18 protein-coding genes are annotated in these 20,359 nt (G+C 73.5%); 6 read left to right on the forward strand and 12 right to left on the reverse strand.

All coding sequences use genetic code 11. The features are described 5' to 3' along the window. Positions 1-80: 80 nt before the first annotated feature. On the reverse strand, positions 81-680 hold the full coding sequence (locus FED44_RS13025; protein ID WP_138460788.1) for a TetR family transcriptional regulator: 600 nt from the start codon (positions 678-680) through the stop codon (positions 81-83). 162 nt (positions 681-842) lie between these two features. On the opposite strand from FED44_RS13025, the gene FED44_RS13030 reads away from it, so the two are divergent. After that, complete coding sequence (locus tag FED44_RS13030; RefSeq protein ID WP_208758953.1) at positions 843-2,294, forward strand: serine/threonine-protein kinase; 1,452 nt, start codon at positions 843-845, stop codon at positions 2,292-2,294. A 124-nt stretch (positions 2,295-2,418) separates the two neighbouring features. Here FED44_RS13030 and FED44_RS13035 read toward each other — a convergent pair whose 3' ends face one another. The 5 genes from FED44_RS13035 to FED44_RS13055 all read right to left on the reverse strand — a co-directional run bounded on the left by FED44_RS13035 (position 2,419) and on the right by FED44_RS13055 (position 10,777). Then, positions 2,419-4,053 (reverse strand): WS/DGAT/MGAT family O-acyltransferase, encoded by a 1,635-nt coding sequence (locus FED44_RS13035; protein WP_138460789.1) that lies wholly within the window; start codon positions 4,051-4,053, stop codon positions 2,419-2,421. Positions 4,054-4,263: 210 nt separating this feature from the next. Next, a complete protein-coding gene (locus tag FED44_RS13040) occupies positions 4,264-4,725 on the reverse strand; it encodes a MerR family transcriptional regulator (RefSeq protein ID WP_244301886.1) in 462 nt (153 codons plus the stop codon). After that, positions 4,722-5,099, reverse strand: a complete 378-nt coding sequence (locus FED44_RS13045) for a hypothetical protein (protein WP_117409315.1) — start codon at positions 5,097-5,099, stop codon at positions 4,722-4,724. The genes FED44_RS13040 and FED44_RS13045 overlap by 4 nt, the downstream gene beginning before the upstream one ends. A 130-nt stretch (positions 5,100-5,229) precedes the next feature. Beyond that, positions 5,230-6,162 (reverse strand): peptidylprolyl isomerase, encoded by a 933-nt coding sequence (locus FED44_RS13050; RefSeq protein WP_138460790.1) that lies wholly within the window; start codon positions 6,160-6,162, stop codon positions 5,230-5,232. A gap of 196 nt (positions 6,163-6,358) precedes the next feature. After that, on the reverse strand, positions 6,359-10,777 hold the full coding sequence (locus FED44_RS13055) for a glycoside hydrolase family 38 N-terminal domain-containing protein (RefSeq protein WP_138460791.1): 4,419 nt from the start codon (positions 10,775-10,777) through the stop codon (positions 6,359-6,361). Between the two features lie 148 nt (positions 10,778-10,925). Between FED44_RS13055 and FED44_RS13060 the strand changes: the two genes are divergently transcribed. Together FED44_RS13060 and FED44_RS13065 are read left to right on the forward strand one after the other, a co-directional pair. Continuing rightward, a complete protein-coding gene (locus FED44_RS13060) occupies positions 10,926-11,261 on the forward strand; it encodes a putative quinol monooxygenase (RefSeq protein WP_117409318.1) in 336 nt (111 codons plus the stop codon). 120 nt (positions 11,262-11,381) lie between these two features. Beyond that, entirely contained in the window at positions 11,382-13,676 is a 2,295-nt protein-coding gene (locus FED44_RS13065) for a glycoside hydrolase family 3 N-terminal domain-containing protein (protein WP_138460792.1), read from the forward strand. Positions 13,677-13,802: 126 nt separating this feature from the next. On the opposite strand, the gene FED44_RS13070 is transcribed toward FED44_RS13065, so the two are convergent. The 4 genes from FED44_RS13070 to FED44_RS13085 all read right to left on the reverse strand — a co-directional run bounded on the left by FED44_RS13070 (position 13,803) and on the right by FED44_RS13085 (position 16,100). After that, entirely contained in the window at positions 13,803-14,219 is a 417-nt protein-coding gene (locus FED44_RS13070) for a DUF3592 domain-containing protein (RefSeq protein ID WP_138460793.1), read from the reverse strand. 84 nt (positions 14,220-14,303) lie between these two features. Next, on the reverse strand, positions 14,304-14,717 hold the full coding sequence (locus tag FED44_RS13075) for a PH domain-containing protein (protein ID WP_208758954.1): 414 nt from the start codon (positions 14,715-14,717) through the stop codon (positions 14,304-14,306). Positions 14,718-14,977: 260 nt separating this feature from the next. After that, on the reverse strand, positions 14,978-15,535 hold the full coding sequence (locus tag FED44_RS13080; protein ID WP_138460794.1) for a DUF5709 domain-containing protein: 558 nt from the start codon (positions 15,533-15,535) through the stop codon (positions 14,978-14,980). A 73-nt stretch (positions 15,536-15,608) separates the two neighbouring features. After that, positions 15,609-16,100 (reverse strand): metallophosphoesterase family protein, encoded by a 492-nt coding sequence (locus tag FED44_RS13085; RefSeq protein WP_138460795.1) that lies wholly within the window; start codon positions 16,098-16,100, stop codon positions 15,609-15,611. A 127-nt stretch (positions 16,101-16,227) separates the two neighbouring features. Between FED44_RS13085 and FED44_RS35755 the strand changes: the two genes are divergently transcribed. Then, a complete protein-coding gene (locus FED44_RS35755) occupies positions 16,228-16,368 on the forward strand; it encodes a hypothetical protein (RefSeq protein WP_165900859.1) in 141 nt (46 codons plus the stop codon). A gap of 108 nt (positions 16,369-16,476) precedes the next feature. On the opposite strand, the gene FED44_RS13090 is transcribed toward FED44_RS35755, so the two are convergent. Together FED44_RS13090 and FED44_RS13095 are read right to left on the reverse strand one after the other, a co-directional pair. Further along, positions 16,477-16,845 (reverse strand): hypothetical protein, encoded by a 369-nt coding sequence (locus FED44_RS13090; protein ID WP_138460796.1) that lies wholly within the window; start codon positions 16,843-16,845, stop codon positions 16,477-16,479. Positions 16,846-16,974: 129 nt separating this feature from the next. After that, positions 16,975-17,928 carry a Ppx/GppA family phosphatase gene (locus FED44_RS13095; RefSeq protein ID WP_117409324.1) on the reverse strand — a complete coding sequence of 318 codons (954 nt, stop codon included), beginning with the start codon at positions 17,926-17,928 and terminating at the stop codon, positions 16,975-16,977. A gap of 275 nt (positions 17,929-18,203) precedes the next feature. On the opposite strand from FED44_RS13095, the gene FED44_RS13100 reads away from it, so the two are divergent. Together FED44_RS13100 and FED44_RS13105 are read left to right on the forward strand one after the other, a co-directional pair. Then, complete coding sequence (locus tag FED44_RS13100; RefSeq protein WP_138460797.1) at positions 18,204-19,952, forward strand: RecQ family ATP-dependent DNA helicase; 1,749 nt, start codon at positions 18,204-18,206, stop codon at positions 19,950-19,952. Positions 19,953-20,090: 138 nt separating this feature from the next. Beyond that, entirely contained in the window at positions 20,091-20,345 is a 255-nt protein-coding gene (locus FED44_RS13105; RefSeq protein ID WP_138460798.1) for a hypothetical protein, read from the forward strand. Positions 20,346-20,359: the final 14 nt, after the last annotated feature.

The raw sequence follows: 20,359 nt of genomic DNA on the forward strand, positions 1-20,359 counted from the left end.
TAAATTACCCCCACCGGATGTACTTGATGTTTCCCGGCATGGGCGACATGCGTAACCGGGGTGCGACCCCTACTGTGAGATCAGGCCTTGAGGGCGCCGGCGATGACGTCGACGAGGCCGTCCACGACCGTGTCGCGGTCGAGCCCGGGGTTCTCCAGCCACCAGTCGCCGATCGCCTGGACCATGCCGACGAACGCGTGCCCGAGCACCCGTGCCCGCTCCGGACCGGCCACTCCCGCCTCGGCGAGCACCGTGCCCAGTTCCTCGCCGACGCCGCGCACGATGGCGGCCATCCGCGAGTGGGTGCGGCTGTCCTCCGCGCTCGCCCGGTGGAAGAGGAACCGGTAGAGGTTGGGGTTGGCCGAGATGGTCTCCAGGTAGGCGTCGACCGTGGCCCTGGCCCGTACGCGGGGATCGGCCACGGCCGAGGCGAACTCCGGGCGCAGCAGGTCGAGCACGACGCGGGTGTGGCGCTCCGCGAGCGCCTGGTAGAGGCCGCTCTTGTCGCCGAAGTGCCGGTAGAGGATCGGCTTGGTGATGCCCGCCTCCGCCGCGATCGCGGCCATCGACGCCTGCGGGCCCTCCCGGCGGATCACGCGGTCGGCCGCGTCGAGCAGGTCCCTGCGCCGCTCCGAACTCCGGCCGCGCTCCCCTGTGCCGCCCGCCCTGCCGCCCGTCATGAGGACCAGGATAGGGCGGCCGGTCACGCTCGGGCCGCGTCCTGATCACGAGGCGGACCGGCGGGCGATCGCTCCGGTAGTCTGCCGCACGCGGGCTCCGCGGCCGGGCTCCGGCCGGGTCCGGAGGTGCGGGTCTGGAGATGCCGGGTCTGGAGGTGTCGGGTGGGCGAGGCGGGCGGGCCGCTGGTGCCGGGCTACGAGATGCTCGGCATCCTGGGCCAGGGCGGCTTCGGCGTCGTGTACCGGGCCAGGCAGCTGGCGGTGGGCCGGGAGGTCGCGCTCAAGGTCGACAACAGGGTGCTCGTCTCCGACCGCGACCGGCGCAGGTTCATGCGGGAGGTCACCTCCGCCGGGGCGCTGTCGGGCCATCCGCACGTGGCCGACGTGTACGACGCCGGGGTGCTCGGCGACGGCAGGCCGTACATGGTGCTGGAGCTGTGCCCGAACGGGTCGCTCGCCGACCGGCTGCGCGACGGCGGGCCGCTCGGCCCGCGGGAGGTGCGCGACATCGGCGTCCGGATCGCCGACGCGCTGGCCGCCGCCCACGCCCTGGGCGTGCTGCACCGGGACGTCAAGCCCGCCAACATCCTGGTCAACTCGTACGGCATGGTCGCGCTCTCGGACTTCGGACTGGCCACCATGCCGGGGGCGGGCGGGGCGGTCCCGGGCGAGGTGTCGGTGACGCGTGAGTCGCTCACCCCGGCGTACGCCCCTCCGGAGGCGTTCGACCTGACGGAGCCGACGGCCGCGGGAGACGTGTACTCGCTCGCCGCCACGCTGTACGCCCTGCTGCACGGCAGGCCGCCGCGGTTCCCCGAGCACGGCGTGGTGAACATCGCGGTCGTCATGGCCCTGCACCGGCTGCCCGTCCCCGACATCCCCGGCGTGCCGGCCGCGCTCACCGCCGTCCTGCGCCACGGCATGGCGAGCGATCCGGCCCAGCGGATCAGGACCGCCGCCGAACTGCGCGACGCGTTGGCGGCCCTCGCCCCCGACGGCTCCCCCGGAAGCCCCCACTCAGGGAACGCCCACCCGGGGAACGGCCAGAACGGGAGCGGCCACCCCGGAAACGCGCAGACCGGAAACCCCTACCCCGGCAACGTCCACCCGGGGAGCGGTCACCCAGGGAACGCGCAGACCGGGATTGCGCAGACCGGGAACAGCCGCATCGGGAGCGCCCGGCCCATGGATGCCCACCCGGGGAACGCGCAGACCGCAGACCCCTACCCCGGCAACGTCCATTCGGGGAACACCCACCCCGGGAACGTGCAGGCCGGGAACAGGCACCCCGGGGACGGGCACTCGGCCTATGGCGGGCCGGGCCACGTCGCGCCTCCGCACGCGCTGGCCCGCACACCCACCCAGCCGCCCGGCGCCCGGCCGGGCACCCCGCAGAGGCCGGCGCCACGCGGCCTCCGCCAGGCTCCCACGCTGCCGCCGCGCCCGGCGCCGGGCGTGTCCCGGCAGTCGATGGTGTTCGCGATGGTCGCCGCCGTCTTCGCCCTGCTGCTGGCAGCCGGGCTCGTGGTCCTGCTGCTGGAGGGCGGGCAGGACCCCGGGACCTCCTCGCACCTCGGTGGCGCCCCAGTCCGGAGCGTCCCGGCGGCGCAGTGAGCCACACCGTGGCCGACGGCAGCGGGCGACGGCGGCGGGCGACGCGGCGGAGCCACGGCCGCGACGGTGCGCGACGGTCGCCGGGAAGGTCGCCAGGAGGGTCGCCCTGGCGGCGTGCGGCGGGTCAGCCGGCCGGTCTCCCTGCCCTGGTGCTCCTGCCGGCCTTCGGGGGCCTCTCGGTCTTCTCGGTGCTCTTCCCGGCGGCCTTCTCAGTGCTCTTCCCGGTGGCCTTCTCCGTGACTTCCTCTGTGGCTTTCCCCGCGGCCTTCTTCCCCCGCCGGCGTGGCTCGGGGGCGGGCGGTTCGGCGGGGCCGGCCATCGCGCCGTACTCGGCGAGAGAGTCCCGCAGGTAGTCGATGAGGTTCCAGACGTCGGGCACCATCTCGCGGTCGGCGACGATGCCGAAGTCAAGACGGCCGTCGTAGGAGAACACGGTGATGTTCACGCCGCCGCTGACATCCGTGATCACCGACATCGGATGGAGCGCGACGACCCGCGCCCCGCACACGTACAACGGCGACTGCGGCCCCGGCACGTTGGAGATCATCAGGTTCATCGCGGGAGCCCGGCGCGAGGCGATCCGGAAGGCCGACCTGGCGGCCAGCGCGCTCAGCGCGGCCGGCATCGCCTGGCTGAACTCCAGGAGCCAGGCCGCCGGCGCGGCGGCGAGCCGTTCCTTGACCAGTCTCATCGAGCGGTTCACCGAGCGCAGCCGCTCGCCCGGGTCGGCCACGTTGGTGGGCAGGGTGGTCATGGTCAGCATGACCTCGTTGGCGGCCGAACCGTTGAACGCCTGACCCCGGGTGGAGACCGGGATCCCCGCCACCAGCGGCTGGCGGGGCAGCTCGTCCCGGCTGACCAGCCAGCGCCGCAACGCCGTCGCGCACATCGCCATGACGACGTCGTTGACGGTCACGCCGAAGGCGTTCTTGATCCGCTTGACCTCGTCGAGCGGCAGCTCGCCGAAGGCGAAGCGGCGATGCTCCGAGATCGGCCCGGAGAACGGCGTGCGCGGCACCACCATCCGGGGCAGCTCCGGCAGGTTCACATCGGTGTCGGGGCCGATGCCCCGGACGAACCGCGAGACCCGCCCCACCCCCGGAAGCTGGGCGACGAACGGCACCTCATCCAGGCGGGGCACCGCCTCGGCGACGAAACGCAGCAGGGCCAGCGGGTTGTCCAGCACCCGCGCGACGCCCCTGACCACCATCTCCAGCACGTCGGGGGCCCGCTGCGGCTCCGCCGCGTCCCCCGGGGGAGGCGTGTCGGACACCTGCGGCCCGAAGTCCATCAGCGCCGCCAGCACCTCCGCTCCGGTGACCCCGTCCACGGCGGCGTGATGAACCTTCGTGTAGATCGCCATCCGGCCCTCGGCGAGGCCGTGTATCAGGTAGAGCTCCCACAGCGGCCGCCCCCGGTCGAGCCGCCTCCCGTGCAGCCGGGCGACCTGCTCGGCCAGCTTGTGCTCGTCGCCCGGAGGCGGCAGCGCCAGCTCCCGCACGTGGTAGTCGAAGTCGACCTCCCGGTCCTCCGCCCAGTACGGGTGGTCGAGCCCGAAGGGCACCTCGACCAGCCGCCTGCGCAGCGGCGGCGCGAGGTGGAGCCTCCGCCGGAGCAGCTCGATCAGCTCCTCACGGGCGGGCGCGCCGCCCGGCCTGTCCGACGGGTCGAGAATCGTGAGCGCCGCGATGTGCGCGAGATTCGTGGGCGTCTCGAAGTTGAGGAACTGCGCGTCGAAGGCGCTGACTTGCTGTGCCATGTCTACTCACCTGCCCCGAAACGTCCTGGTCCGACCACCGGCGCGATCGGCTGCCGTGCTCCGGCGGTGTCCGATCCGCGGTGTCCGATCCACCGCCCGGCCGGTGCTCGATTCGAGCCTGGTCGGGATGCCCCCCTTCTGGAGATTAGTCGGCGGGCGGTCCGGTGCGGGCGCGGCCGGGGTGCGGTGTTCCTCGTGGGTGCTCACGGGTCAGCCCTGCATTAGGGAGCGGCCTTCGGCCAGGTCGGCGAAGGGCAGCGGGCAGTCCGGGCAGGTGCAGTGGGTCAGGCTGTCGCACCCGGCGCTGACCACCTGGGCCAGCGCGTGGCGGATGGTGGTCAGATCGGCGATCTTCGCGTCCACTTCGAGGATCTTGGCTTGGGCGCGGGCCCGCAGGTCGGGGGTGGGGTGGCCACGCCGGCCGGTGTCGAGCAGCTCGGCCACCTCCTCAAGGGTGAAGCCGAGCCGCTGCGCGGCTTTGATCACCGTCAGCAGGGCGACGGTCTCGGGCGGGTAGGAACGGTGCCCGCCGGGGCTGCGCGCCGGTTCGGCGATCAGGCCGCGCCGCTCGTAGTAGCGCAGGGTCTGGACGTTGACCCCGGCCTGCTCGGCCACCTGCCCGGTGCGCAGGTAGGGCCCGCCCGGGCCCCGCAGCACGACGTCCTGCCTCACGCCGGCCGCCCCGCCTCGGCGGACGCCGTGGATCGGCCGGCCGCGCCGGCCCGGGCCTGCAGCACGTCCAGCACCTCGGCGTGCTCGGGCGGGACCGCCACGTCCAGCGTCAGGCTGCCTCCGGCGACGGTGAGGATGAAGGTGAAGAAGGAGCAGCAGCCGCTCTCCCGCGCCGTCAGCTCGGCCGCCCGCGCGGCGTGCTCCGGACCGAAGGCGAGCTCCAGCCGCAGGCGCTCACGCTCTTCGCGCCGCACCCCCTGGACCGTCTCGGCGAACAACGCGTCGAACTCGGCCACCCGCAGCGGCTGGTCGGCGGTGGGCAGCGTGCACGCCGGAGGAGCCCATCCCTGATCGAGGACGATGTCTTGGGTCATGCCTCGACGGTAAGCCTGTACCCAGGTACCGGATGCAACCCCCAATCCTCCACGTCACCGGACCGGGCGTGCGGTTCAGGCACCCGGACCGCCGAAGAGTCGCGCAGCCGTGCGGCGCTCCGAGGGCCGGTCAGTGGCGGTGCCCGGCGTCGGGCTGCGCCGGGTCGGCGGGATGCTCGTGACCCGGCGTGAGCCGCACACACCCGGCCTGCCGGGCGTCCAGCCAGCGGGCGAACGCGCGTTCCCCCTCACGCTCCGCCAGTTCCGCGCGGATGAGCGCGCGCACGGCCTCGTACGGCTCGCGCCGCGCCGCCTCGATGCGCTCCACCACCAGCGTCCACGGACCGCCGGGGCCCTCGATCGGCCCGACCGTCTCCCCCTCGCGGGCGGCGAAGACAGCATCCTCCAGCGGCCCGGTCATGTCCCCTCGCCGTACGGGCCCGAACGGCCTGACCCAGCGCGTCTCGGGGGTGGTGAAACGGTCGAGGTTGCGCCGGTAGTAGTCGCGCGCGTCCTCCTCGGAGGGCGTGCTCTCCGCCGTCAGCGCCCGGCACACCGCCCTCGCGGCCGGGGCCGTCGCCAGCACCGCCGCCGCGACCCCGCCGGTCCGCAGCGCGCCCGCCAGGGTGAGCACGGCCCGGGCGGCGTCCTCCGCCACCCGATGCGGCGCCCGACGGCCGGAACGTGCGGGGGACGCCGAGGGCTCGGTGGGCCGGGCGGAGGTCGTGGACGCGGGCGGCTCGGGTGACTCGGAGGGCTCAGACGGCTCGGGCTCAGGCGGCTCGGAGGGCTCAGGCGGCTCGGGCGGCTCGGGCGGCTCGGAGGGCTCGGGTGGCAGGCCGAGCCGGGCCGCCTCCTGCCCGGCCAAAATTTCGGCCACCATGACCTGCACCAGCCAGCGGCGCAGGTTGCGGCCCTCGGCGGTGTCCGGGGCCGGCAGCCGGGCCGCGAGCGGCCCGCTTCGCAGCAGGCGGAGCCGGTGGTCCACCTCGGCGACCGTCATCGCCCGCTCCCCCACCACCGCCGCGATCTCGGCGTCGCAGGCCGGAACGTCACGTCTCATGGCACACCGCCGCGACCTCTCCGCCACCCGCCGGACCACCAGGCCCCACGGCCCGACCGCCGCGATCTCTTCCGCCGCCGGCCGGAACGTCAGGTTTCATGGCACACCGCCGCGACCTCTCCGCCACCCGCCGGACCGCCAGGTCCCACGGCCTGACCGCCGCGATCTCTTCCGCCGCCGGCCGGAGTGCCCGGTCTCACGGCTCGACCTCGATCTCGATCGTGTCGGTGTAGTGGACCCATCCAGCACAGGCGATCTTCACGAGTGCCCACCACCGGCCGGGCCGGGTGCCGGGCGGCACCCGGACGGGGAAGCGCACCCGTGCCTCGTCCCCGGGCGGCACGACCGTGCCGCCGTTCCACTCCGGGAACATCTCGAACGTCTGCCATGGGCTGACCAGCTGAACCTGCGCCGGCATCGGCGACCGCGCGCCGGACTGCAGCCGGACCACGACCTCCGCCCGGCCACCGGGCCGTAGCCGGAGGCCGGGAGGGTGACCCAGGCCCTCGACCGTCACCTCCAGGCCCGGCGACCGCCGCCCTCCCTCGCCGGGCCGGGCCAGATGGAGCCGGGTCACGTCCTCGTACGCCTGGCCGCCGAACTCCGTGCTCGCCGTGAGCAGGTAGAGGCCGGGTTCGGCGCCGGGCGGCGGCGTCAGCCGCACCGGCACCGTCGCGTGACCGCCCGGCGGCAGCACGTACGGCCGGACGGCGGGCGTCACCGTCCAGCCGCCGGGGGCGGTGAGCGTGACCACGCCCTCCGCCCGGTCCTCGGTAAGGCAGGAGGCGATGGTCAGCATGAGGTCCACCGGCCCGGCGACGTCGACGTCCGGCTCGGACAGGTGCACCGCGACGGGCAGGTCGCCGATGGGCGCGGGCCCGGTGTCGTTGAGCCAGTACCGCGTGAAGACCGGCTGGTGCGGTTCGACCTCCGGCACGCCGCCGGGCTCGGCGCCCCCGCCTCCAGTGCTGTCAGCCCCAGTGCTGTGAGCCCCGAGGTTGTCAGCCCCGATGCTGTGAGCCGCAGTGCCCCCGGCCTGGCCGCCGCCCGCGGCCGCCTTTTCGGGTCTGTCGGTGGGCCCGGCGAGCAGCGGGGCGACGAGCGTGACGATCTCCATGCCGTCGAGCGTGCCGGGGGCTTCCCCGGTGACGTTCTCCAGCAGCCCGGCCCGCCGCCACGCGCCGAGCGGCAGCGTGGTGGCGATCGACAGCGGGATGGTCCCGCCGCCCGTCTCGTACACGCGGGCGGTCAGCGCGGTCACCGGGCCGGGCGTCCGGCCCTCGGCGATCGGGTTGCCGGCGGCCTTGAGCGCGGTGAGGACCAGGCCGGGACCGGTCTCCAGGAACGACCGCGACTCGCCCGCGGGCCCGTCGGCTCCCACCGTCGCGATCAGCGGATGGTTGACGTCGTGGCCGATCCGGACGAGCCCGGCGTCGCGCCAGTCGCCCGGGGCGGCCACCAGGCAGCACTCGAACGCGTGGGTCCAGTGCTGGAGCTGGAAGTTGGAGCCGTCGGGCGCGGTGCGGCGGGGCGGGTCGATCCACACGCCGGACGGCCAGCCCGTGCACGAGCGCATCAGCGACATGTGCAGCGCCCCCGACGGATCGACCGCGAAACCCGGGACGCCCCGGTTGACCAGCCCGACCGTGTAGCCGGCCAACACGGCGTCGTCCGGCACAGCGTCGTCAAGTACAGCGTCGTCAAACACACCGCCGTCGGATTCGGCACCGGTCACCACCTCCACCACGGCGTCGGCGAGGTCGGCGACCAGTTCTTCTACGGCGCCCTCGCCACAGACCACGAGGACGGGAAGGTCACGGGCTCCGGTGAGGTCCGCGCTCGGCACCCAGACCTTCTCCAGCGGCTCGGCGGCCGGGACCCACAGCCGCGCCCGGCCCTCGGCGCCGAGCCGCGCGCGTAGCTCCGCCGCCTCCTCGTCGTCCAGCAGCGCGGCGACGAACGGGTTCTCCTCCGGCGTGCCGACGGCGATCCGCACGTCGGGCAGGTTCGAGTCGACGGCCAGGTTCCCGTACCGGGGGCCGGGGGCGGTGGAGCACGTCGAGGTGACGCCCTGCCGCACCAACGCGACGGCCAGCTCCCTGAGCCCGTCCCCGAGCCCGTCCCCGGCCCCGCCCGCCGACGCCTTCGACGACGCCTCCGCCCGCGCCTCCAATGGCGCCTCCGACGGTGCGATGATCTCGGCGACGCCGACGGCCCGCGTGCCGAGGACGCGGCCCGCGCGCGTGCGCAGCACGACGCGGGCGGTGGACGACAGCGCGAACCAGTTGTGCGCGGGGTTGTCCAGCGTCCACGGGTGCTCGGCCGAGTCGACGTCGATCAGGGCGAACCCGCGGCCGACGACCGCGCCGGCGACCTCGGCGACCGGCAGCGCCCCCGGCACGCGCACCGGCCAGCGCAGCCGCAGCAGCACGTCGGAGCCGTGGAAGTCGTCCACGTGCGTGGTGAGATCGACCCGGGGCAGCCCGTCCCAGAGGGTGATCTCCTGCGTGTAGGCGACCGATCCCGCCTTCTTCGACCCTACTTTCCCCGACACCGTGATCCGCCGGCCCGCCGGGCACTCGGCGACGGCGACCTCCGCGTGCGCTCCGGCAGAACCGGTCACCTCGCCGTTGGGCAGCAGGTGCCAGGGGCCCTCCCCGAAGCGCGGGTGCGCCGGGTGCTCGTCGTAGACGAGCAGTTCGTTGCCCACCCGCCCCTCCTGCAGCAGTTCGCGGCCCTCCACGACGAGGCTCGACACCGTCCCGCCGCGCTCGGGGTCGACCTCCACCGCGTGGGTGGCGTTCGCGATGCGGTTCCCCTCCCGTACGGCCCAGCCGATAGGGACGGGGTCGCCGGTCGGCGCCAGGCGGAACGTCCGGTAGCCGAGCGCGGGCACGTCGCGGGCGACGAAGACCGCGTCCACGGCGGCCAGGCTGCCGTCCGGGTGACGCTCGGGGTGCTCCAGCAGCAGCCCCGGCGCGGGCGGGTCGAGCACGACACCGTACGCCCCCGGCTCGGGCAGCGTCAGCCGCACGCGCACGAGGTCGGTCCTCGGCCAGGAGGAGGGATTCCAGACGACGACACCGGTCAGGCCCTCCCCCAGGCGGCGCAGCGACGCGTCGAGGACCCGCCCGCCCAGGTCGTACGCCTCCCGCCAGCCGGTCATCAGGTCCAGGTACACCTGGTCGGACTCCGAGCCGGTGACGGCGTCGTGGTGCGCGCCGTACGCGATCTGTCGCCAGGCCTTGTCGAGGGCGGCGTGCGGGTAGGGCGCGCCGAGGACGGCGGTGGCGACGGCGGCGAACTTCTCGGCGTCGGCGAGGCGCGTCTCGGCGTGCCGCTGGGCCTGCTTGGTGTCGGCGTACGACACGTCCTTGCCGGTGTAGATCGGGTTCATGTCCCGGGTCTGCGGTGTCAGCCGGACGCCCGCGGCGCGCACCGCCGCGAAGAAGTCCTTCGGCAGCCCGCAGACGAACCGGGGCGAGACGTAGCGCCGGTTCCAGTCGCGGTGGATCTCCGTGACCCACTTGTTGGGCGGGGTGTAGTCGGTGCCGACGGGCAGCAGCACGTTGCGGGTCGCCGCGACCTTCTTCAGCCGCAGGAACAGTTCGTAGACGGCGGCCTCGGCCTCCTCCAGGGACGGCGCCGAGTCCATCCACCACCCGGCGCTGTAGTGGGCGGGCATGTAGTGGGTCGGCACGCCCCGGCCTGACGGCGACAGCCACTCGAACTCCGACGGGAACTGCATCACCGACGGGTCGCCCCACCCTCCGCCGCGGAGCATCGGGCCCCACTGGTGGTACGGCCCGCGCGCCCATGAACTGGAGGTGAGCCCGGCGTCGGCGGCGAGGCCCGGGAACTGCGGGTCGTGCCCGAACGCGTCGAGCTGCCAGGCCGTCGCCGGGTCGCCGCCGAGCACGTCGCGCTGGAAGCCGATCCCGTGGACCATGTTGCGGATCGTCGCCTCCGGGCCGGTCAGGTTGGTGTTCGGCTCGTTGTACGTCCCGCCGACGATCTCCAGCCGGCCCTCGGCCAGCAGGCGGCGCAGGTAGGCCCGGTCTTCGGGGTGGGCGTTCCAGTAGGGCTTGAGGTAGTCGACCTCCGCCAGCACGAACCGGTACTCCGGCTCCCTGCGGGCCGTGTCCAGGTGGAGCCGGACGAGGTCGAAGCCCGCGTGCTGGAACTCCTGCCGGTGGGCCTGCGCGAGGCCGCCCGCCCGGTCCCAGGTGGCGGTGTAGGCGGCCTGGGTGTTCCACCAGACGGGGTCGTAGTGGAAGTGGGGGATCATCCAGACCGTCCAGCCCGGCTCGGCGACGACCAGTTCGCCGTCCGCCGCGCACCGTTCGCCGCCCGCGGTCGCCCGCACGGTGATCGGGACGCGGGCTCCCGGCGCCCGCGCCGGCCCCTCCGTCTCGACGGGCACCTCCACCAGCACCGTCGCGGGCCCCGGCTCCGTGGTCTCGCTGACGCCGGCCGTCCGCCGCCCGCGCGCTCCCGGGCCGCCGGCCTCGACCACCAGGGAGGATCCGTACGGCACCCCGGCGAGGGTGACGCGCACGACCTGGCGGGGGCCGCGGACGAACAGTTCGGTGGACTCGACGGCGGTGACGCGCATGCGCACCCCTAACCGCGGCCTCTCAGGGCGGCCTCTGGGGGACAGGTGACGGTCGGGACATCCCCCGTCCGCGCCGGCCTCACCCCTGCCGTCCCGGCCGGTCGTCCCGCCCCGGTGGCGCTTGGCCGCGCCGCGCCGTACGCTGACCATGATCAACGACTCAGAGGCCCTGCCGAGAGGAGACCGGACGGTGTCGGTGTGCGTGGCGATCCTGCAGGCCAAGCCCGAGCACGCGGAGGAGGTGGAGGCGACGCTCCGCGACATCGTCGACGCCACCCGGGACGAGAAGGGCGCCCTGACCTTCGTGATCCACCGGCAGGGTGCGGACAGGTTCATCGTCTACGAGAAGTACGCGGACGACGCCGCGCGCGACGCCCACTTCGGCACGCCGTACGTCTCGGGATTCGTGGCCCGGTTCGGAGAGCTGCTCGTGGCCGAGCCGCAGATCGAGTTCGCCGAGGAGCTGGGCGGCTTCACCCGGTGAGGCGGGCCGCGGGCGTGAAAGTTTCCCGGCGCACGGCTGGTGGCGCGTGTCCGTAGCCGACGTTGTTTGACCCGAAAATCCCTTGATTCCTACGGTCAGCAGGAATGTGAGGGAGGACCCATGACATCCCGGCTGAGATCCCCGTGGATCATCGCGCTCGTGACGCTGCTCGCCGCGGCGCTGGGCGCCGTCCCGGCCGCCGGCCGCGGCGTCGCACGGGCGGCGGACGCTCCCTACAAGGATCCGAGCCTGCCCGTGGCCACCCGGGTGGCCGACCTGCTGTCCCGGATGTCCCTCGACGACAAGGCCGGCCAGATGACCCAGGCCGACCGGGGCGCCCTGACCACGGTGTCCGACGTGGCGGCGTACCGGCTCGGCTCGATCCTGTCCGGCGGCGGCTCGGCTCCCTCTCCCAACACCCCGTCGTCCTGGGCCGACATGTACGACAACTTCCAGCGGCAGGCGTTGTCCACCCCGCTCGGCATCCCGATGATCTACGGAATCGACGCCGTGCACGGGCACAACAACGTCGTGGGCGCGACGATCTTCCCGCACAACATCGGGCTGGGCGCGACCCGCGACCCCGACCTGGTCGAACGGGTCGGCCGGGCGACCGCCGAGGAGGTCTCCGGCACCGGAATCGACTGGACCTTCGCCCCCTGCCTGTGCGTGGCCCGCAACGACCGCTGGGGCCGCACGTACGAGTCGTTCAGCGAGGACCCCCAGCTGGTCACGCAGATGACCACGATCGTGGACGGGTTCCAGAAGGCCGGGAACGCCTCCATCCTCGCCACCGCCAAGCACTACGTGGGCGACGGCGGCACCACGGGAGGCAGGGACCAGGGCAACACCGAGCTGAGCGAGGCCGACCTGCGGGCCATCCACCTCGCGCCGTTCAAGGCGGCCGTACAGCGCGGCGTGGGTAGCGTGATGGTCAGCTACAGCAGCTGGAACGGCGCCAGGATGCACGGCAACAAGTACCTGATCACGGACGTGCTGAAGGGCGAGCTGGGCTTCAAGGGCTTCGTGGTGACCGACTGGGCGGGCATCGACCAGCTCGACGGCCAGACCGGGTTCACCGCGAACGAGATCACCACCGCGATCAACGCGGGCGTCGACATGGTGATGGTGCCGAACGACTACAAGAAGTTCGTCTCGCTCCTGAAGCAGGAGGTGCAGGCGGGCCGCATCCCGACGTCGCGGATCGACGACGCCAACCGGCGCATCCTGACCAAGAAGTTCGAGCTCGGGCTGTTCGAGAAGCCGCTGACCGACCGCTCCTACACCTCCACCGTGGGCAGCGCCGCGCACCGGGCCGTCGCCCGCGAGGCCGTGCGCAAGTCGCTGGTGCTGCTGAAGAACGCGGGGGACGTGCTCCCGCTGGCGAAGACCGGCGGCAAGATCTTCGTGGCCGGCAAGAGCGCCGACGACATCGGCAACCAGAGCGGCGGCTGGACGATCAGCTGGCAGGGCTCGTCCGGGAACATCACCGGCGGCACCACGATCCTGCAGGGCATCCGCGACCTCGTCGGCTCGGGCGCCCAGGTCACCTACAACCGCGACGGCAGCGGCATCGACTCGTCCTACCGCGCGGCGATCGCCGTCGTCGGCGAGACGCCGTACGCCGAGGGCCAGGGCGACCGGACGGGGTCGATGGGCCTCGACTCCACCGACCTCGCGACGCTGCAGCGGCTCAAGGCGTCGGGCGTGCCGCTGGTCGTGGTGCTCGTCTCCGGCCGCCCGCTGGACATCGCGGGCCAGATCGACCAGTGGAACGCGCTGGTGGCGGCCTGGCTGCCGGGCACCGAGGGGCGCGGCGTGGCCGACATGCTGTTCGGCGACTCCGCCCCGAGCGGGCGGCTGCCGATGACCTGGCCGCGCAGTGCCGACCAGGAGCCGATCAACGACGGGGACGGCAAGGACGCCCTGTTCAAGTACGGCTACGGGCTCGACTACACGGTCCCGCCGCCGCACTCCCCGTCCCCGTCCCCGTCCCCGTCACCGTCGCCCAGCCCTTCGCCCAGCCCGTCCCCGTCCCCTTCTCCGTCCCTGTCGCCCAGCCCGTCGCCGTCGCCGAGCGTCAGCCCGTCGGCCGGCGGATGCGTGGTGACCTACCGGACGAACGACTGGGGCGGCGGATTCACCGCGGACGTCACGATCACGAACAGGTCGTCCAGCGCCGTGAACGGCTGGCGGCTCCAGTGGACGTACGCGGGGAACCAGAAGATCACCGGCTACTGGAACGCGGTCGTCACCCAGTCGGGCCAGCAGGTCACGGCGTCGAACGCCTCCTACAACGGGACGATCGGCGCGAACGGCGGCACCGCGAGCTTCGGCTTCCAGGGCACCTACAGCGGTGCCAACGCCACCCCCGCCGCGTTCACGCTGAACGGCGCGGCCTGCGCCACCGGGTGACCGGCCGCGCCGCGCCGTAGTCCGACCGCCCGCCGCTCGGGGTCCAGGAGGAGACATCCCCCTGGGCCCCGGCCAGCAGGCCATGATCCGTCGGGCACGACCGTGTGGCGCGGCCTTCCGGGGTGTTCAGAACGTCTGCCCGAGGGCGATGCCCGCTCCCACGGTGAACAGGACGACGCCCAGCGCGAGGAAGATCCCGCCGAGCAGCGTGCCGCTCCCCACCGCGCTGTCGATGCGGATCCGGGTGGGCTTCGCCGGGTCGTACAGCACCGGCACCTCCTCGCCGGGCCGCGCGGGCGGCGGGTTGCTCCCGTACGTGCTCTCGGCCTCGACCTGCTGGCCGTACAGGGTGACGAAGCGAATGGTCGGGTAGTAGACGGTGCCGTCGTCGGAATGGCTCGCCCGCAGCCCCACGACGAGGCCGCTGGCGCGATGCGCCCGGCGGCGGAACTCCCGGGCGTTGACCGTGATCCCTCCGCCGATGAGGCCGAAGACGAGTCCGAGGCCGGACAGGATCAGAGTGATAAGAGCGGTTTGTGACACGCACCGGACTCTAGGACGCCTGGCTTGACATCCGCTTGCACCCCTTTCGCCCGCCTTCCCCGGGCACCGCCCGGGGCGGCCGGGTCAGGGGCGCAGCCGCATGAGCGCCTCGGCCACGGCGACCACGGGCTCGCCGAGGTCGAACCGGCTGAACAGGTGGATCTGCTCCCCCGCGTCGATCTCCAGCAGTTCCGTGGTCAGGCCGTACCTGCGGTTGGTGTTCACCCGGATGCGGTCGACGTCGTTCCAGGAGATCCGCTCCCTGCCGCCGAGCCCGCTGACGACCAGCCCGTCCTCCCCCGCCGTGAGCCGTACGGGTGCCACCAGGTCGCGTCCGGCCAGCACGGCGAAGCCCAGGGCGGCCACACCGGCGAGGAACAGCAGCCAGCCGTCGCCGGTGAGCGCCAGCACGGCGCACAGCACGGCGCCGGCGGCCTTCAGCGCGACGATCCCCCGGGGCACCCGCCACTCGTGCCGCGTCTCCTGAACATCCGCCATCGGGGCAGCGTAACGAATCAGGGGTCCTCTCGCCGCCCCCACCGGACACGACCCCGGGGCCCGGGGCGAGGCACGGCCCCGGGCCACGACTCCGGGCCCCGGTCTCGGGCGAGGCCCGCGAGGCGGAGGCCTTGGCCCGAGGCATAGCCCCCGGTCTCGGTCTCGGTCTCGGCCTCGGATCGATTCGCGAGACCGGGTCCCGCTCCGGGCCACGACACGCTCCGTGCCACCCAGGGCCGATCGTTCCGGGGCGGCGCGGCTCAGGGGCCCTCGTCCTCCACGTGCATCGCCTGCTCCTCGGCGGTGTATCCGCCGAAGTCCGGCCCCACGTCCTCGGCGATCATGTCCTTCTCGGTGTCCACGCCCATGCCGCCGTCGGGGTCGACGAGCCGCCCGGCCCGGCCCGGCTCGTCGGTGCCGTACCTGCCCGCCTGGGCCAGGTCAACGGTGGCGTAGCCGTCGGGGTCCTCCGACCCGTACCCGCCGGCCTCGTCCCCGGTCAGCTCCTCGTACTCGTCGTACGGCCGCTCGCCGCCCTCGGCGCCCGTTTCACTGCCCGCATCAGGGCCGTCATCGGGGCCGAAGCGCACGTCGGTGTCCGGGACCTCGCGGGACAGGCGGAGGTCGAGGGACTCACCCTCGCGCATCTCGTTCGGGGTGGTGCCGTACTCGTCGAGGCCAAGGGGCCGGTCGCCGGGCAGCGGCATCTCCTGCGGGTCGGCCGCCCACTGCTGCTCGGGTGTGCCCTCCTGCAGGTCCGGAATGCCTTCATCCTCGAACCGCGACCGCGGATCGGGCTGTGGTCTGTTCTCTCTCATACCGGCCCCATGCCCCGCCGTACGGTCCTTAGGCAGGTCTCCCGGCAGTCCGCCCGGGCGGTCCGCCGGTCCGTCAGGTGACGGGCACGATCTCGGCCCGCCGCAGCTCGCCCCCGGCGATGTCGAGCAGGCCGATCGTGCCGTGCGGCTGGCGGCGGCGGTCGGTGGGCGAGCCGGGGTTGAACACCCGCACCCCGTCGCCGGTCAGGTCCATCGGGATGTGGGAGTGGCCGTAGACGACGAGATTCGCGCCGGGGAAGCGGCGCCGCATCCGGGCGGTCCGCCCGGTGGTCTGGCCGCTGTCGTGGATCATCCCCACCCGCAGGCCGCCGAGGTCGAGTTCGAGCGTCTCGGGAGCCCCCCAGGCCGCCACGTCCGGGCTGTCGTTGTTGCCCAGCACCGCGCGTACCGGCGCGTAGGCCGACAGCTCCACCAGCACCTCCGCCGTGCAGACGTCGCCGGCGTGCAGGATCAGGTCCGCCCCCCGCAGGTGCCGCGCGACGGCGGGCGGGCACGACTTCCAGCGCCGGGGAGCGTGGGTGTCCGCCAGCACGACGACCTTCATCTCTCCATCTTCACCCGCGAGAAGAGGTGCCAAGCGACGTATTCCGGGAATAGAAAGGCAGGTCCCCGACAACCCTCGGCCCGCACCCCCAATGCCGGTTCCCCGCCGGCGCCGTTCGGGAGGACATATGAGCAGGCAGATCGCCGACGGCTTCCAAGCCCCCACGCTGACCGAGCTGGAGGCGCGCGTGCGCGGGCTGGAAAGCCAGGTCGCCCGCCTCACCCAGCTGGTCAAGGAGCTGTCCGGGCAGAGCGGCGACACCCGCTGAGCCGACGAAGGGCCGCGCGAAGCTCCGCGGAGACCCCGGGAAACGAGGCGTCCCCGCCAGGCGGGGCCTGACGGGGACGCAGGGGTGAGTTATGCGCCAGACGCGGTGTCACGCGCCGCGTACGGAGGCGGCACTCGCACGGACGCGGTGCTCACGCACCGCCGCACCGCCCTTCGCGCCGCGCACGGCTCCGCTCGCGGCGCTGTTCGCGCCACGAACGGCGCCACTCGTAGTACCACGTTCGGCACCACGTTCGGCACCGCTCGCGGCGCCGTCCCGCGAGACCGCGCCGCGCGCCGGCTCTCCCGAGCCCTCACCGGCCGGGACGGGCGGCACCCGGCCGTAGTTCTCGCGCCCGGTGCTCGCCGCCAGCACGCCCAGCGCGACGAGGGTCACGACCGCGATCGTCACCAACGCACCGAGCGCGAGCACCGCCACCGCCGCCAGGGAGACCACGGCTCCCAGCAGCTCCACCATTCCGATTCCTCCAGAGGTCGACCCCGATACGGCACTCCAGTGACCGGCGGTCCAATCACCGGCCATGCGGTAGGAGCGGAAAAATTGCCGAGTATTGGTGCCTTGCCCCGTTTGGAGGGCGCTCATACCTTACTGATCGGTCACCGGGGAGCGCCCCATGGGCAGGTTGTCGAGCCTGCGCAGGATGACCCCCTCTCGTAAGGCCCACGGGCAGATCTCCAGGACCGGCAGCTCGAAGAGGTCCATCGCGGCGTCCGCGACGATCGCCCCGGCGAGCAGCTGCCCGGCCCGCCCTTCGGACACGCCGGGCAGCTCCGCGCGCCGGGCCGCCGGCATCCCGGCCAGCCGGGCCGTCCACTCCACCAGGTGCTCGTGCGTCAGCGTCCGCCTGACGTACGGCCCCTCGGTCGAGGACGCCGCCCCCGCGATCCGGGCGAGCTGGCGGAACGTCTTGGAAGTCGCGACCGCGTGGTCCGGCCTGCCGTACTTGGTCACCGTTCCGACGGTCCGGGCGATCTCCGTGCGGACGTGCCGCCGCAGCGTCCGTACCTCCTCGGGGCCGGGCGGGTCGGCGGTGAACCAGTCGCGGGTGAGCCGTCCCGCGCCGAGCGGGAGCGACACGGCGACGTCCGGCTCCTCGTCGATGCCGGAGGCGATCTCCAGCGAACCGCCCCCGATGTCGGTGACCAGCAGCCGTCCCGAGGACCAGCCGAACCAGCGGCGCACGGCCAGGAAGGTCAGCCGGGCCTCGTCGTCGCCCGACAGCACCTGGACGTCCACCCTGGTCTCGGCCTTGATGCGGGCCAGCACGTCCACGCCGTTGACCGCGTCGCGCACGGCGGAGGTGGCGAAGGCCACGAGGTCCTCCACGCCCTTGTCCTCCGCGATGCGGGCGGCCTCCCGCACGAAGGCCCGCAGCCGCGCGGCCCCCTCCTCACCGAGCCTGTTCCCGTCGACGAGGTGCTCGGCCAGGCGCAGCTCCTCCTTGTGCGAGAAGGCGGGCAGTGGCCTTGCTCCCTGGTGCGCGTCCATGACCAGCAGGTGCACCGTGTTGGAACCGACGTCCAGGACTCCGAGTCGCATGCCCTGACCGTACAGCCTGCTCCCGGCCGCGCCCGCGCACGGCTGATCATTCGGCGGCGACGCCGGCGGCACCTTTCCGATCACTCCGGACCGCACCGCGTCGTGCCCCCCGGCCGTGCGCTCCGGCGGGAGGTGGCGAAGGGGCGGCCCGGCCTCCTCACCCACCCGCGGCGCGCCCTCCGTGAGCGGCGTGGGCCATTCCGGTTCGACCCATGTGCGGCGGGTAGTGGCACGCCGATCGGGCGACGGAGCCCGATCGGCGAGGGAGCGGCGGCATGAGCGTCAGGCAGCGGTACGGCGGCCTGTCCGGCGGCAGGCCCGGTGACCGGCTCGGCGGGACGTCGGGCGGCTGGTCGAGGGACTGGTCCGGCGGCTGGGCCAGGGGGTGGGCGGGCGGCCGCTTCGGCCGCCGCTTCGGGCGCAGGGGCAGGCGGCTGCGCGCGACGGCGAGAGAGGCATTCGGCTGGGAACAGCTGCGCCCGGGACAGCAGGAGGCGATGGAGCACCTGCTCGCCGGGCGGGACGTGCTGCTCGTGATGCCGACCGGCGGCGGCAAGTCCGCCGTCTACCAGGTGCCCGGCCTGCTGCTCGACGGCCCGACGATCGTCGTCTCACCGCTCATCGCCCTGCAGCGCGACCAGGTCATGAGCCTGCTCAAGGCGGGGGCCGCGGGCGCGGTGGCGGTCAACTCGGCCGGTTCCGTGGAGGCGGGCCTCGATCAGGTCACCGCCGGGAACGCCGAGTACGTGTTCCTGTCGCCCGAGCAGCTCGCCAAGCCCGAGGTGGTGGAGCGCCTGGCCGCGGCCCGGCCCTCGCTGATCGCGGTGGACGAGGCGCACTGCGTCTCCTCCTGGGGGCACGACTTCCGGCCGGAGTACCTGCGCCTGGCCAAGGTCATCGAGCGTCTGGGTCACCCTCCGGTCATCGCGATGACGGCCACCGCCGCGCCCACGGTCCGCGAGGAGATCGTCGAGTCGCTGGGCCTGACCGGGGCGCAGCAGATCGTCCGGGGTTTCGACCGCCCGAATCTCCATCTGGAGGTGCGGCGGTTCGTCGGCGAGGACGACAAGCGCACCGCCCTGGCCGACCACGCCGCCGGGCTGGAGGGGGTCGGGCTGGTCTACGTGGCGACGCGGCGGCAGGCTGAGGAGTACGCCGACCTGCTGAAGGAGCGGGGCCGCCGGGCCGAGGCCTACCACGCGGGGATGAAGACCACCGAACGCCGAAGCATCCACGAGCGGTTCCAGGACGACGACCTGGACACCGTCGTGGCGACGTCGGCGTTCGGGATGGGGATCGACAAGCCCGACGTGCGTTACGTGCTGCACGCGGCGCCGCCCGAGTCGATCGACTCCTACTACCAGGAGATCGGGCGGGCCGGGCGGGACGGCAACCCGGCCGAGGTCGTGCTGTTCTACCGGCCGGAGGACCTCGGGTTGCGCAGGTTCTTCGCGGGCGGCCGGGCGGACGGCGACCTGATCCGGCGCGTCGCGACGCTGGTCCGCGAGCACGGCGGCGAGGTGGACGCCGCGGAGCTGCGCGAGCTGCTCAGCGTGGGAGCCGCCAAGCTCGCCTCGCAGGTCAACCTGCTGGAGCGGACCGGCGCGGTCGAGGTCGCCCACGGCGGCGCGCTGCGGTACGTCCCCGGCGGCCCGCCGCCGGACGAGGCCGCCGCCCGCGCGGTGGAGCTCGACGACCTCAGGCACCGGATGGAGGACTCCCGGCTGGAGATGATGCGCGGCTACGCCGAGACGACCGGATGCCGCCGCCGTTTCCTGCTGGAGTACTTCGGCGAGCCGTACGAGCGGGCGTGCGGCGACTGCGACACCTGCCGGTCCGGGACGGTGGCCGCGCCGGCGGCCGGCGACGGCCCGTTCCCCATGCACGCGAACGTCCGGCACGCCGAATGGGGACACGGCATCGTGATGAGCCGGGAGCAGGACCGGATCACGGTGCTGTTCGACTCGGTGGGCTACAAGACGCTGGCGCTCGGGGTCGTCGACGAGCTGCTCGAAGTGCTCTGATCCGCCCCCGGCCCGGCAGCGCACGGCAGGGCACGGTGCCGCACGGCGCAAACATTACTCCCCGTGTCCACACCGCCACTTGCGGTGGTTTCGCCGCCTGCCGAGACTCGAAGACGGAGGCAGTGGGGGGTGGTACCGGTGCGGGAGACGATCGGCTCCGGCGAGACGTGGCCGTTCAGGTGCCTGCGCTGCCTGCTGGTCTGGGAGGTGGAGTACGTCGTCCGCCGCACCGGCGACGGGCAAGGCGGCGAGCACGGGGACAAGCACGTGGACGACGTCGCGGTGTGGACCCGGGAGGGCGTCGCCGTCCAGCCGCCCTGGTCCGGGACGACCTGCCCCCGGTGCGGATGCGGCACCGTGACCACCTTCCCCACCGGCTACCTGACCCGCTGAGAGCGCCGTACGGC

This window comes from Microbispora triticiradicis (genome assembly GCF_005864065.1).
Taxonomy (GTDB): Bacteria; Actinomycetota; Actinomycetes; order Streptosporangiales; family Streptosporangiaceae; genus Microbispora; species Microbispora triticiradicis.

Bases quoted from the DNA above. Each gene is read 5' to 3' on its own strand.
- FED44_RS13025 (WP_138460788.1), bottom strand. From the start codon at position 680: ATGACGGGCGGCAGGGCGGGCGGCACAGGGGAGCGCGGCCGGAGTTCG.
- FED44_RS13035 (WP_138460789.1), bottom strand. From the start codon at position 4,053: ATGGCACAGCAAGTCAGCGCCTTCGACGCGCAGTTCCTCAACTTCGAG.
- FED44_RS13045 (WP_117409315.1), bottom strand. From the start codon at position 5,099: ATGACCCAAGACATCGTCCTCGATCAGGGATGGGCTCCTCCGGCGTGC.
- FED44_RS13050 (WP_138460790.1), bottom strand. From the start codon at position 6,162: ATGAGACGTGACGTTCCGGCCTGCGACGCCGAGATCGCGGCGGTGGTG.
- FED44_RS13055 (WP_138460791.1), bottom strand. From the start codon at position 10,777: ATGCGCGTCACCGCCGTCGAGTCCACCGAACTGTTCGTCCGCGGCCCC.
- FED44_RS13060 (WP_117409318.1), top strand. From the start codon at position 10,926: ATGATCAACGACTCAGAGGCCCTGCCGAGAGGAGACCGGACGGTGTCG.
- FED44_RS13065 (WP_138460792.1), top strand. From the start codon at position 11,382: ATGACATCCCGGCTGAGATCCCCGTGGATCATCGCGCTCGTGACGCTG.
- FED44_RS13075 (WP_208758954.1), bottom strand. From the start codon at position 14,717: ATGGCGGATGTTCAGGAGACGCGGCACGAGTGGCGGGTGCCCCGGGGG.
- FED44_RS13080 (WP_138460794.1), bottom strand. From the start codon at position 15,535: ATGAGAGAGAACAGACCACAGCCCGATCCGCGGTCGCGGTTCGAGGAT.
- FED44_RS13085 (WP_138460795.1), bottom strand. From the start codon at position 16,100: ATGAAGGTCGTCGTGCTGGCGGACACCCACGCTCCCCGGCGCTGGAAG.
- FED44_RS35755 (WP_165900859.1), top strand. From the start codon at position 16,228: ATGAGCAGGCAGATCGCCGACGGCTTCCAAGCCCCCACGCTGACCGAG.
- FED44_RS13090 (WP_138460796.1), bottom strand. From the start codon at position 16,845: ATGGTGGAGCTGCTGGGAGCCGTGGTCTCCCTGGCGGCGGTGGCGGTG.
- FED44_RS13095 (WP_117409324.1), bottom strand. From the start codon at position 17,928: ATGCGACTCGGAGTCCTGGACGTCGGTTCCAACACGGTGCACCTGCTG.
- FED44_RS13100 (WP_138460797.1), top strand. From the start codon at position 18,204: ATGAGCGTCAGGCAGCGGTACGGCGGCCTGTCCGGCGGCAGGCCCGGT.